This is a genomic window from Bacillus sp. ISO11 (genome assembly GCF_003458115.1).
Taxonomy (GTDB): domain Bacteria; phylum Bacillota; class Bacilli; order Bacillales; family Bacillaceae_G; genus Bacillus_A; species Bacillus_A cereus.
The window spans coordinates 140,918-154,111 of the sequence record NZ_QXCO01000003.1 but is presented as its reverse complement, the minus strand read 5'-3'; the positions used below and the strand labels follow the sequence as shown (position 1 = coordinate 154,111).

The window sequence follows — 13,194 nt, the reverse complement described above, 5'->3', positions numbered from 1 at the left end:
TACATTATGAATGAAGTCGACCGTATTATAAACTGTGTTCAGTATGACGGCGAACTTTTTCGGAAGTATGTTACGTGTTTACTTCAATTGAAAAAATGTAGTAAAACATTTCAGCAAATTCAAATAGAGTTAAGAAATGACTACTTGATAAGAGGAATTTGTGAAAGAGAAGTTGATGAGGTAGTACGGGGAAGTAAAGAATATGAAATGCATTTTCTTCCTAAAGCGTTACAGTGGAATTTTTTGAGGGAAAATCCACATCTAATTGAAAAAGTGTGTGAAGATTTTTTTGCATTTGAGTCATTACATCTTACGGAGATAGAGTGGGAGAAGGTTATAAATTGCGTGGGAAATAAGTGATTTATTATGTAAAAAAGCTAGTATAAAACTAGCTTTTTGTTTAAATAAATAAGAAGCATAGACTAATGATAAAACCCGCATATAGTAAGTTCACAACACAAAATCCCATAATGTCACGAGCACCTAAACCAGCTATCGCTAATGCTGGTAATGCCCAGAAAGGTTGAATTAAATTCGTCCAAGCATCGCCCCATGCAATTGCCATTGCTGTTTTTGCAGCAGGTACACCAAGTTCAGCGCCAGCTGGAATCATAATTGGTGCTTGCACAGCCCATTGACCGCCGCCAGATGGAACGAAAATGTTAACAATGCCAGCACTTAAAAATGTAAAGAGCGGAAAAGTCGTTTCATTTGAAATGCTAATAAAGAAATTAGAAATAGCTCCTCCAAGTGAAAGTCCTTCACTATTTGCTCCAATCATCATGCCCATAATTCCTGCGTAAAACGGAAATTGAAGTAAAATGCCAGAAGCACTTTTCGTAGAGTCTGAAAAAGCGCGAATATACTGAATCGGAGTACGGTGGAAAATAAGACCTGCAATTAATAACATGAAAATCACGATATCGAGAGTAAGGTTAAAACCTTTCGTATAAAAGTAATTGAAAATATAAATGAGACCTAACAATCCAACGCAAAGTGTAATAATAATGCTATTTTCCATCTTTTCAGCGAATGTATTTTTTTCTACTTCTTGAGCAGCGGCTTCTTCATGGAACACGCTAGGATCTACAGTGATCGTATGTTTTTCATCTGGATGCATCGCCTTATTAATGAGAGGCATCGTAATGAGAAAAATAATAACTGGAACGAGAGCGTATGGTGAGAATAACGTTTCTGTTATTGGAATCGCCTCTTTAATACTTCCAGCAGTCGTTTTAATTAACGTTTCACCGCCTGTTGCTAACGTAAGAGGGATAGAGGCAGAAAGACCCGCATGCCAAATGAGAAATCCAGAGTAAGAAGAGGCGATTGCTAGTCTATAATCTAATCCGTCCAGCTGCCTTGCCACTTCTTTTGCGTATAAAACAGATACAACAATTCCAAAGCCCCAGTTTATGTATGCACCAAGTAAACTTACAATTGAAATGGCAATAATGCCTTGTCCATTCGTTTTTGGTAGTCTGGCAGCTTTCGTTAATCCCTTTTTAATAAGAGGAGCATTTGCTAAAGCAGATCCAGTCACGAGTACAAGTGCCATTTGCATAGAAAAGGCGAGGAGTCCCCAAATTCCATTACCCCAGTGATTAATCATTTCTACAGGGGTTTGGTGAGTCGCAAACATACCAAAGAAGATAACAAAAACAGTTAGTAAACATGATAAAATAAACGGTTCTGGCAAGAAGCGTTGCACCAAGGCGACGCAACCATTTGTAAAGGAACGAAACAAAATAGATCACCCTCCTTATGTATATATATTACAATTATTCGAGGTTGTTTAGGAGATAACCTCTAATATAAAGAAAATTCAGATATTTATAGGGTGATAATTTATTGATAGGTTGATATAGAGCCTTGTATCAGATTCTGCTTTTAATATACTAGAAGAAAACGGTTGGAAATGGGGTAGCACTTATAGGGATAGTATAGAGAAAGGTTACTAGCTGGCTTCAAAGCAACTGTTGCAAAATGGTCAAAAAATAAAGTTCATCATCCCGGAAGAAACTTTATTTTCATCTATAGAAGAAATTTTCGACCAATATGAACAGACAATCTTTGTAAGGGAAGTGTTTTAATACATTCTCCAAAAGATGTGGATGTATAAGTTAAACGCTCAATTAAAATTGTAAACTGCTTATAAAATTTTCGATAGGTGTATTTTAGGTAATTGTTTTTTCAATCTTTTCTAATAACGAAAAGATAATTGGTATAGTAGTGTAAATAATGTACTGTAATGAAAAAGCTTCCACTACTGTGGAAGCTTTTCTAAATGATGTGCAATATCAATATACATATTTGAGTAAACCGAATGTATTTCATTACTTGGCGTTGCATTAGAAGAGAAATGAACGATTACCATATTTGTTTTCGGATCGATGTAAAGTGTTTGTCCGTAACTACCTAACACTTCGAAAGCACCTTGTTCATTGTGCGGAATCCACCATTGATTATGATAAGAAATGGAAGCTCCAGGGCCAATTGCAAGTTCACCTTCTTGGACATTTTTTACACTTTCTGTAATAGAAGAAGGGAGAATTTGTTTTCCGTTATATTCCCCATTGTTTAATAGTAATTGCCCGAATCTCGCCATATCTCTAGCAGTTGCATTTAATCCAGCACTAGCTTGTTCTACTTTTGTTTCATCTGTAACGTAATACGCGTTTTCTTCCATACCAATTTGAGACCAAATTCGTTCGTTTACATTTTCAGCTAGTGATTTACCAGTAATAGTTCTAATAATCCAAGCGAGCGTTTCTGTTGATCCGTTATTGTAAGAAAAGGAAGAACCAGGCGGTGCAGTTTCTTCGGCTTCTCGTAACATATCATAAATTTTCATCGGACCGTCGTAATTTTTGCCGCGGGGTAAAATATTGCTAGCTAAATATAATTGTGCATCTTGATTTTCTAGCCCAGGCTGCTCATATCCATGAGTAGGATATTCAGCTGACACTTGCATGTCCATTAATTGCTGAAGTGTGGCATTACCGAACGGTGTGTTTTTTAATTCTTTTATGTAAGTGTCAGCTGTTTTTTCTAAGTCAATACGTTTTTCTTCAGCGAGAGATTGTATAATCGCCCCGGTAAAGACTTTTGCTAATGATGCCATACCATGAGGTTCATTCTGTTTATACCCATTGAAATATCGTTCATAAACAAGTTGTCCATTATGTACAACGACAAAAGCATCTGTTTTGTTATCGTCTAAAAGTTTTTTTAGAGGAGTTGTATTTCCGAATCTACGCTCCACAGCAAAATCGTCTAAGTTTTGCAATGCGGAAGGGAAGTGAGCAATTTGGTCAGGATTGTTTTTTACGTTATTAACTAAAGTGAATTCTTTCATATGGGTATATGACCAACGTAAGTAAGGGTCATTTAACCAGTTTTCTTTTGTCACATTATGTTTTGATGGGGTCGTTTTATTTTGTTTGAAGTAAGTAAACCCAAGCCCTGTAATTACAAATATGAATGTTAGTATAAGTAAGAGTAGGGGAGATTTTTTTAGTTTCATATATGGCCCTCCTTTTTATTTCTACTATAAGTATACGCTCGTCTTGAAAGAAATACAAAATAAGGAAAGTAAACGGGGAAGTTTACTTTCCTTATTAACGTTAAGCGGAAATTTTTCCGTCTGTAGGTTGTTTCTTGAATTTTTGTTTTCGTCCGTGTAATCCATAATATAAAAGTAAAGTGAACGCAACGATAATAGCTGCGATAAAATACATATTATGATAACTGGATTTCGCTGCGACAATACCTAAAATGAAAGAACCAAAGCCAATACCACTATCAAAGAATGAGAAATACGTAGCTGTCGCAGAACCACGTCTATGGTTTGGAGCGGCAGAAATCGCAATCGTTTGGAAACTCGGAATTAATGTTCCGTAACCTAAACCGATTAGCATACCTGCGCCAAGGAACCAAAATGAAGTTTGTGCTTGGCTTAATATGAACATTCCGATTGTGAAAATAATGATAGCAGGGTAAACGAGTACATTTTCACCGAAGCGATCAAAAATCTTTCCTGTAAATGGACGAGAAATGACAACAACAAGTGCGTATAAAATAAAGAAGTAACTTGCAATTTCACTTAAACCGAGTTCTTTCGCATAAATAGGAATAAAGGATAAAATACCACTATAAGAAAAGGCTAAAACAAATCCTGTAAGTGCAATTGGAATAGAAGATGGTTCGATTAAGTCTTTCCATTTCATTTTTTCACGTTTTTGTTTGCTAACAGGTGCTTCGTGTGGAATATCTACAAGTAGTCCTAATAAAAATGCAAGTAATGAAAATACGGAACAAACGATAAATAACACAGTAAACGAAAAATGAGAAATAATTGTTAAACCTAAAAAAGGACCAATTACCATCGGCAGACTCATAAATACGCCGAAATATGCAAGTGCTTCGCCTCGTCGATGAGCTGGCGCAACATCAGTTACGATCGTACCAGTAGCTGTCGTTGCCATCCCGAACCCAATACCGTGTAAGAAGCGAAGGGCAAGTAATAAGAATAAACTTTGCGCACCGAAATACATAACAGTAGCGGCTAAAAATAATGAAAGTGAAATAAATAATATTTTCTTTCTTCCTAAATCATCGAGCCATTTTCCTGTGAATGGTCTACATAAAACAGAAGAAATAAGAAACACAGTTGCAACTAAACCAATTTCCTCAGGTTTTCCTTTTAGGCCGTCTATTACATAGACAGGCAGAGTAGTCATAAGCATGTAAAATGTTAAGAAGAGAAATAGACTACTAAAACAAGTTCCGAGGAAATCCTTCGTCCAAAGTTTCTCACTTTGCATCGTCATCCCTCCAATTTAATCTAAATTTTTAATAATTTGTTGTAACACTTGAAATGCTTGATGTAAATCATCTTCGTTAATACCTTCTAGTGTTTTTTCTTCGAAAGTATCAACTTCTTCTTGCCATATTGGAATCATCTTTATCGCTGTTTCGGATAAAGAAATGAGCTTCTCACGGCGATCTTTACCTTCTGTACGAATAATCCATCCCATCGTTTCCATACGTGTTAACGTACGAGTCATCGTTGGTGATTCAACATTTAAATACTGGCACAATTCTGTTTGCGTACAAGAACCAGTTTGATTAATGCGGAAAATAACAGCCCATTGCGCACTAAATAACCCTGTTGGAGATACACGTTCATTAAATTTCTTCGTAAACTTCCGAGAAGTCTGGCTGACGATGTGAAAAAAATGTTGTTTTTCGTCCATGTATTTTGATCCTTTCAAATTAGTTACCTAGCTAACTATATACTTTTTTATAATAATTGTCTAGTAATAGACATGTTGATTTATGTAAAAAATTCTTATAGGTTTTATGTTGCGAACGTATATTCTGCGTGCTATTCTTTAATTAAGTAAAGAATTTTCTTTCTATTAAATAGAATGGGGGAACTTGTGATGATTAAGCCTGCAACAATGGAGTTTATTTCACTATCGAACGGAGAAACGATTGCATATCAGGAAGTTGGAAGGCGAAATACAGATATTCTTGTACTCATTCACGGGAACATGACATCGTCACAACATTGGGATTTAGTTATTGAAAAGTTGCAAGATCAATACCATATTTACGCTCTTGATTTAAGAGGGTTTGGACAATCAACGTATAATCAGTCGATAGATTCATTACAAGACTTTGCAGACGATGTAAAATTATTTATTGACGAGTTAAAGCTAGAGAAATTCTCATTAATGGGCTGGTCAATGGGCGGTGGCGTTGCGATGCAATTTACAGCAAATCACCCAACTTTTGTAGAAAAGTTAATTTTAGTAGAATCAGTAGGAATGAAAGGATACCCAATCTTTAAAAAAGATACGAATGGGCAGCCGATTGTATCAAGTTTAGTAAAGACGAAAGAAGAAATTGCGCAAGATCCAGTACAAATCGCTCCAGTATTAGATGCGATAAAAAATATGAACAAACTATATTACCGTACAGTATGGAATTTATTAATATATACACATAATCAACCTGAACCGGACCGTTATGAAAAGTATTTAGATGATATGTTAACGCAACGTAATTTCGTAGATGTGAATTATGCGCTCATTACATTTAATATTTCAGATGAACATAATGGGGTTGTAGAGGGAAGTAAACAAATTCATCGTATTAAAGCGCCAACACTCGTCATACAAGGTGATAGAGATTATGTCGTACCGCAAGTAGTCGGTGAGGAATTAGCGAAACATTTGCCAAATGCAGAGTTGAAGGTATTAGAAGATTGCGGACACTCGCCGTTTATTGATTGTTTAGATGTATTTATAAAACATGTAGAGGATTGGTTAGAACAGAAATAATCCCCGAAATGAGAAGTGTTGCATATACTATAACATTTGTATGTATAAGGGGAGATTATCAATGCATAAACCATCCTTAATCGCTTATTCGCCATATAATCATCATATCTATACAAAAATAATGATAGATCCGATGTATATGCAAGTTTCACCAGCTGTAGTTCCTTTACAAATGCAGCAGCCACTAACAGCTCATATGCAACATTACTTATATGGACCTTCATTTTATGAAAATCCATATTTTAAACACTTTCATTACAATGTGAAAGCGCAAGTTTGGGAAGGATAGGAAGCTAAAAGGTTCATTCTTTTAGCTTCTTTTTTATTATGAATATTCGTACACGCATTTGCAGAAACAGTTTATAATGAAAAGTGGAAGCGTGAGAAGGAGAGGGAAAGGGATGTCAATGCGTTTTACTTTTTGGATTATGGTTGGGATTGTAGCAATCTCGGGTTTATCACAAGGAATGCTCTTACCTGCCATTGCAATGATTTTTGAACAAGAAGGGGTTAGTTCAAGTATTAATGGTATTCATGCGACGGCATTGTACATTGGGATATTAGTCATTTCGCCGTTTCTTGAAAAACCGATGCAAAGGTTTGGAATGAAGCCGATTATTGTTATAGGTGGGTTTCTCGTTATTATTTCATTATTCTTTTTTACACAAACATTTTCGTTTTGGGTATGGTTTATCCTTAGATTTCTAGTTGGAGTCGGAGATCATATGCTTCATGTCGGAACACAAACGTGGATCACGACAACATCAGACCCAAGTAAAATAGGGAGACAAGTGTCGATATACGGTGTATTCTTCGGAATTGGTTTTGCCGTTGGCCCGTATTTAGCAAGCACTGTGCAGTACGGTCTTGCAACGCCATTTATTATATCTACTATACTTTGTTTAATAGGTTGGCTGTTACTATTACCAACAAAAAATGCATTCCCAGCGCAAGATGAAAGAGAAGTGAAGAGTGAATCATCATTTTCTCGTTATAAACAAGTTGTTGGATTAGGATGGATTGCACTGCTAGGTCCACTTGCATATGGCGTACTTGAAGCAATGTTAAACAGTAACTTACCAGTATACGCACTTCGTAAAGGGTGGTCTGTTTCAGATGTATCCTTCTTATTACCAGCATTTGCAGTTGGGGGTATTATTACACAAATTCCGCTCGGTATATTGAGTGATAAATACGGAAGGGACCGTATATTAACGTGGACGTTTAGCATAAGTACGGGCATTTTTCTACTTGCCGCCGTATTTGATCAATATTACTGGATCGTCTTTGCCTGCATGCTTTTAGCGGGTATGGTTATTGGATCGTGCTTCTCTTTAGGGCTTGGATTTATGACTGATTTATTACCGAGACATTTACTACCGGCAGGTAATATATTATCCGGAATCGCTTTTAGTTTAGGAAGTATTATGGGACCTGTATTAGGCGGCGTATTTATAGAAAAAATACAGTATACAAGCTTTTTTATTGCGGTTATGATTATAATGGGAATTCTCGCAATGTTATATATGGTCTACATGAAAAATCAATTTGCATCAAGAAAAATAGAAAGTAGGTTAGGGCATGACAAAACAACCTAATAAAAAGAAATTTGAAGTACTTGAAAATGAAACAATTACAGACTGCTTAGCACGTATGGAACAAGAAGGCTACGCTCTGTCTCGTCGTATGGAAGAGCCAATCTTTCATGAAGTAAAGAAAGACGGCAAAACAGTAGTTGAGCCGTGCGGTAGGAAGATTGTTTTTGAAGGGAAATTGAAGTAATCCAATAACAAATTCTCTTTATAGTATAGAGCCATCCAATAGTTGGATGGCTTGTTTTTTTATTAATCAATGAAGGAATTGAATAGAATGAATCTCGCGTTCATTTCTCCTAATGGGCTTCTTTATATGGGACAAAAGATTGCTACTTTTTTCGTATATTGGTAAAATAAGTTCTTGGGTCTTACTTATTGTTATCGGTATAATGTTTGTCGCTTGAATGAAAGAAATTAGTTACAAAAATTTCGCACTATGCAAAGGGGTACAGCAACGATCCCTTTTTTGGAGGCACTTTAAACATAAAGCGAGAGAAGAGGCTATATGAACGATTCTCCTATCTTGTTTAAATATTAAACGAGTTATTGCAATTGGAATAGGTATATCAAACTATTCGACATCCTGATGGATCATCTTTTTCTAGTAACCTATCACTTCTGATGGAATCGATAGATTGCTAGAAAGCGGAAAACAATTATTAGTATATTCCGAAGCAGGTGTAACAGAGTGTCCTTCCATAATTAAGGGTAAAACCAAAATACGTTGTTTTAAAGAATGATTTGTTAGAACTGGTTATAAGGAATAAAACAGAAAAGAGGATCACATGTTAGATACTTTACAGAGAAGTAAAAAGTTTTTTTTAGTATGTCTTATTTTTTTAGTGCTTTTAACCGCTTGTGGTAATACAGATGTTAAGACATCTAAAGCTTCATTACCACCGGCTGAATCCAATATAGATACATCATTAAAAGCACCAAATTGGGTAGAGAAAAGTCCTATCCAACAGTCTCCTAATTTTACGGAAGATAAAAAAGTACAATCGGTTGTGAATTTAATAGCAACGGGTGATAATTTATATCATGACGCAGTAATTAAAGATGGCAAACAAAAAGACGGTTCATATGATTATAATTATATTTATGAAAATATCAAAAAAGCTGTTAAATCAAGTGATCTTGCTATAGTGAACCAGGAGACTCCGATTGCCGGAAATAATTTAAAAGTACAGGGATATCCGACTTTCAATACACCTGAAGAAGTAGGCCAATCTTTAGTGGACACTGGATTCAATATAGTGACGCAAGCGACAAATCACGCTATGGATATGGGTATTAAAGGTGTTGCGAATACAAGAGAATACTGGAAGAAATATCCGGATGTTATCCCGGTAGGTATTAATGAGAGTAAAAACGAGCGTAATGAAATAAAAACGATTACAAAAAATGGTATTCGTTTTGCGTTACTAAATTATACATATGGTACGAATGGAATTAAAATTCCAGCTGATAAGTCTTGGGCTTTAAATTTAATTGATAAAAAAGCGATACAAAATGATGTGGAAAAGGCAAAGAGTAGCGCTGATATGGTGATTGTTATGGTGCATTGGGGAGTAGAATATACCTCAACACCTTCAAAGCAACAAAAAGAAGTTGCTCAATATTTAACAGATTTAGGTGTAGATGTAGTAATTGGAAATCATCCACATGTAATTCAACCAATTGAGTGGAAACAAAATAAAGATGGACATGAAACGCTAATCTATTATTCTCTTGGAAATCTTATTTCTGCGCAAGAAAAATTAGAAACATTAGTTGGAGGATTATCTTATGTACAATTTGTTAAGTATGAAGATAAAACTTTTGGTATACGACAAGCGGCAATCGTACCGACAGTAACCGACTATGCCGATGGTAAGAAACAATTTAAAATTCAATTTTTAAAAGATTATTCGGATGAAAATTCTAAAAAACATGGAATTAAAAAATTTGTCGGCCCCGTTTCTTTGAAGGATTTCAAGGAGATTCCTAGAGACGTGTTGGGAAATTGGTATAAAGACTAATAAACAAAAAGGGAATGAGATACAATTAAGAAATTTATAATTTTAGCATTGGTATTAGCAATGGGATGGAGTCTTGCTGCTTGTAGTGGAAAACAAACATCTCAGGCAACTACTAATAATAACGATAAAAATAAAAATGAAATACATGCGAAGAAAAAAGATGTTTTACCTATCTCTGATGTTAATGATTGGAGAATTATCCTTGTAAATAGAGAGCATATGTTATCAAAGGAACTAGGAATTGAATTAACAAGTATCACTCAAAATGCGAAGCCAAATATGAAAATAGATAGTAGAATTGCAACTTCCTATCAGGATATGGTAGCAGCTGCAAAAAAAGAGGGAATCAATCTTTATTTAAGATCAGGTTATCGAGCTATAAAATTACAACAAACTTATTATGATGCTTCAGTTAAAAGCTATAAATCTCAAGGTTTGTCGGATAAAGAGGCTAGTGCTAAGGCATTGGAATATCTTCAGTATCCTGGTGCAAGTGAACATCATACTGGATTAGCGTTAGACATTATTTCAGTTGAATGGCAAAATACTGTAGAAGATTTAAATGCAAAATTTGAAACTACCGATGCATTCAAATGGTTAGATAAGAATGCTGCAGAATATGGGTTTACTCTCCGCTATCCAAAAGATAAAGAGAATATTACTGGCATTAAGTATGAGCCCTGGCACTATCGTTATGTAGGAAAAGAAGTTGCCGTTTATCTAAAAGAAAAAGGGTTAACTTTAGAAGAATATAACGAAAAAATTAAGTCTGGTAAGTAAAAATATGCTTTAATTTTATTAAATATTATGCACTGCTACAAGAAAAGGTGAATCTGAGGATGTGTTAACCTTCCACCTAGTATTATAAAAACTGAGTATGATAATTTGAGCACGTACGAACCAGTTATCGTGTAAAAAGATGTATGTATTAAGAAATTAAAGTTAAGGATCTGATATTCATATCAGATCCTTTTTCTATTGTTCTTTTAAGAGCGACTGAGCCAAAATATTGGAATGAATATAGAAACAAAACAGCCCAAGAAATAGTATAACGAATCAGGGAGCCTACTCGTACGCTTCATTGGGATTATCCAGAAATAGTTGTTGATGAAATAAGAAAGAACTGGTCTTACTCTCAAGCAAGGATTTAATACGAATGAATTGGATAAAAGGTAGTAATAAATACATAGTCATATTGATTAAAGTTTCACTTTATTGAAGAAAAATGCGAAAGCCATTCATAAAATATGGAAATGTTAAAATCCCTTTGATAAAATAGCAATATGTAAAAATAATTATTTGTTAATTCTTAATGTAATGAATATTCATGTTTAAATATACGAATTTAACTACATAGTTATTGTGCTAAAGGGGGAGAAAGATGTTAGATGAATTGTACAATGCTTTTTTAAATGCGTCTGGTTTTACAGAAAGTGCGAGGAAACGAGATCGGTATGATGATTTACATGATTATTTAAAAGATAAAGAAAGAGAGTTAAAGCAATTCATTCAAGAGGCTGAATCAGCGAAGAGAGAGTATGAGAGTAAAAGTAATGGTTTAGAAGCTAATAAAATTCCGGCAGTTGAATTTGAACAAAAACGTCATGAAAAGGATGAAGAATTACATACATTAGTATCCTATTTTAAAAGTGCATTAAGCGATGTTGGATCTGCAAAAAGTACAGCTTATGCAAAGTATTTGGAATATAAAGCGAAAGCAGAAGCAGAGAAAGCGTCAGCATACGCTGCAGCGACCAAGGCTTTTGAAGAAAAGAAAAAGGAATTTGAAAAACTTATCCATTAAGCATACAAAGAATGGAGGGAACGAACATGAGTGGTAAAGAGGTTGAAATTATAGGAAGTAACACTGCAAGTGCCATTTCTTACGCACAAAACATTGAAAATGGTATGAAGGATTCTTTAAACCAAGCGAAAGACTTAAAAGCATATGTCACAGGTGCGAAATGGAATGGAAAAACGAGAGATGCATTTTTAAGTTATCTTGATTTGATCATTCAATATAATTCAGAAATGGTAGAGGCATTTGAAGGACATACGAAAGCTTTGAAAGAGTTAGATAAAAGCATTCAAACGTACGGAGATAAATCGGAAGTAAGGGCGATAAAACAACTGTGATGGAGAAACGAGGGATAAAAGAATGGGGAAAGAAATGAGTTTTGCACCTGCTGAATTATATGTTCTCGCAGGTGCAGCTGGGGTTACCGATATATTTGGATTGCCAAACCGTGACGCAATTATTTTACTTGATGCAGAATATGTCACGAAAGCAACTACGAGTTTAAAAGAAAAAGGCCTACTTACAAGTGAAAATGGAATTACCCCTGCAGCTTTTCAAATAATTGAACTATTAAAGGAATATGAAAATTGTCATGAATACACGAGAATGAATAATGTATTAATTGGCTTTTTAAAAGAGGATAAAGACCGAGTGGCTGTATTAACAGAAATAGAACCAAATAAAAAATACGAGATCGACTACATACCAAAACCGGACGTATATTTTTCATTATTAACACGCATTCCTTTCTTATTGAGAGAACCGAGGGAAATAGAAGATACATTTTTCTCAAAGAGAATGACAGAGGCAGAACAACAAACATTTGAGGAAAAAGATTTATCAAATAAAGACGTTATAGCGATAGAAACGTATACGAGGCCTCGAAGTAATAGAGGAGGAAAATGGGAATGTTTCTTATATTTCACTGAAGGAGAAGATTTCGTTCAAATAGATGTAGATCGTAATCGATATGACTGGGTGAGCCTCTATGCGGTTAATAAGAAATTGTATGACGTGTTAAAAATGCCATATAAAAAGTTAATTGACCCGAGACAATTCTCGTTAGGAGGTATTCAATAATGCAAGTATCAATGGGAGATAGTGGTTCTGGTGGTGGAGAAGAAGTATTAGTTAATTTTCAAGAACTACTTGATATAGTAATGAAGTTAGAAAATATATATAAAATCCATGTAGACGTCATTGGAACGAATATTGAGAGTTTATTAAGCTGTGATTTTTATCAAAAAGGTGAAGCGATGAGAGTAATTGAAAAATATCCTGATATATTACACAAAACACTAGAATTGGCTGAACACTATTCTAGGTCAGCGACAGTTGTAGGAAATGTATGTGTAGAAATGCTTGAAAAGGACGAACAATTACGTGAAATATTAAGTAAGTTGTAGAAATCACCATACGGCTGGGGGGAT

At 34.9% G+C, this 13,194-nt stretch carries 15 protein-coding genes; 11 read left to right on the top strand and 4 right to left on the bottom strand.

The genetic code is table 11. From position 1 onward, the window contains the following. Window positions 1–6: 6 nt before the first annotated feature. Window positions 7–360, top strand: a complete 354-nt coding sequence (locus D1166_RS04490; RefSeq protein ID WP_001006482.1) for a hypothetical protein — start codon at window positions 7–9, stop codon at window positions 358–360. 40 nt (window positions 361–400) lie between these two features. On the opposite strand, the gene D1166_RS04485 is transcribed toward D1166_RS04490, so the two are convergent. The 4 genes from D1166_RS04485 to D1166_RS04470 all read right to left on the bottom strand — a co-directional run bounded on the left by D1166_RS04485 (window position 401) and on the right by D1166_RS04470 (window position 5,258). After that, the gene (locus D1166_RS04485; RefSeq protein ID WP_000490009.1) at window positions 401–1,747 is read right to left on the bottom strand and encodes a short-chain fatty acid transporter; all 1,347 of its coding nucleotides are present in this window, start codon (window positions 1,745–1,747) and stop codon (window positions 401–403) included. A 519-nt stretch (window positions 1,748–2,266) separates the two neighbouring features. After that, a complete protein-coding gene (locus D1166_RS04480) occupies window positions 2,267–3,526 on the bottom strand; it encodes a serine hydrolase domain-containing protein (protein WP_000768750.1) in 1,260 nt (419 codons plus the stop codon). A 100-nt stretch (window positions 3,527–3,626) separates the two neighbouring features. Next, window positions 3,627–4,826 carry an MFS transporter gene (locus D1166_RS04475; protein ID WP_001190318.1) on the bottom strand — a complete coding sequence of 400 codons (1,200 nt, stop codon included), beginning with the start codon at window positions 4,824–4,826 and terminating at the stop codon, window positions 3,627–3,629. Between the two features lie 15 nt (window positions 4,827–4,841). Then, entirely contained in the window at window positions 4,842–5,258 is a 417-nt protein-coding gene (locus D1166_RS04470) for a MarR family winged helix-turn-helix transcriptional regulator (protein WP_000343675.1), read from the bottom strand. A gap of 189 nt (window positions 5,259–5,447) precedes the next feature. On the opposite strand from D1166_RS04470, the gene phaZ reads away from it, so the two are divergent. From phaZ to D1166_RS04420, 10 genes are all read left to right on the top strand, one after another. Next, entirely contained in the window at window positions 5,448–6,350 is a 903-nt protein-coding gene (gene phaZ / locus D1166_RS04465; RefSeq protein WP_000594845.1) for an intracellular short-chain-length polyhydroxyalkanoate depolymerase, read from the top strand. A gap of 61 nt (window positions 6,351–6,411) precedes the next feature. After that, a complete protein-coding gene (locus D1166_RS04460) occupies window positions 6,412–6,639 on the top strand; it encodes a hypothetical protein (RefSeq protein ID WP_000549500.1) in 228 nt (75 codons plus the stop codon). A 112-nt stretch (window positions 6,640–6,751) separates the two neighbouring features. Continuing rightward, on the top strand, window positions 6,752–7,948 hold the full coding sequence (locus tag D1166_RS04455; RefSeq protein ID WP_000062798.1) for an MFS transporter: 1,197 nt from the start codon (window positions 6,752–6,754) through the stop codon (window positions 7,946–7,948). Further along, window positions 7,932–8,132 (top strand): NETI motif-containing protein, encoded by a 201-nt coding sequence (locus D1166_RS04450; protein WP_118043252.1) that lies wholly within the window; start codon window positions 7,932–7,934, stop codon window positions 8,130–8,132. Before D1166_RS04455 ends, D1166_RS04450 begins: the two co-directional genes overlap by 17 nt. A 598-nt stretch (window positions 8,133–8,730) precedes the next feature. After that, window positions 8,731–9,966 (top strand): CapA family protein, encoded by a 1,236-nt coding sequence (locus D1166_RS04445; RefSeq protein ID WP_097861786.1) that lies wholly within the window; start codon window positions 8,731–8,733, stop codon window positions 9,964–9,966. A gap of 48 nt (window positions 9,967–10,014) precedes the next feature. After that, window positions 10,015–10,746: a M15 family metallopeptidase gene (locus tag D1166_RS04440; RefSeq protein ID WP_000241986.1), complete on the top strand. Its 732-nt coding sequence runs from the start codon at window positions 10,015–10,017 to the stop codon at window positions 10,744–10,746. A 601-nt stretch (window positions 10,747–11,347) separates the two neighbouring features. Then, window positions 11,348–11,770, top strand: a complete 423-nt coding sequence (locus tag D1166_RS04435) for a hypothetical protein (protein WP_000883469.1) — start codon at window positions 11,348–11,350, stop codon at window positions 11,768–11,770. Between the two features lie 26 nt (window positions 11,771–11,796). Continuing rightward, entirely contained in the window at window positions 11,797–12,102 is a 306-nt protein-coding gene (locus tag D1166_RS04430; protein WP_000014535.1) for a WXG100 family type VII secretion target, read from the top strand. A gap of 22 nt (window positions 12,103–12,124) precedes the next feature. After that, window positions 12,125–12,844 (top strand): DUF5081 family protein, encoded by a 720-nt coding sequence (locus D1166_RS04425; RefSeq protein ID WP_088361248.1) that lies wholly within the window; start codon window positions 12,125–12,127, stop codon window positions 12,842–12,844. Next, window positions 12,844–13,170: a hypothetical protein gene (locus D1166_RS04420; RefSeq protein WP_001198201.1), complete on the top strand. Its 327-nt coding sequence runs from the start codon at window positions 12,844–12,846 to the stop codon at window positions 13,168–13,170. The genes D1166_RS04425 and D1166_RS04420 overlap by 1 nt, the downstream gene beginning before the upstream one ends. Window positions 13,171–13,194: the final 24 nt, after the last annotated feature.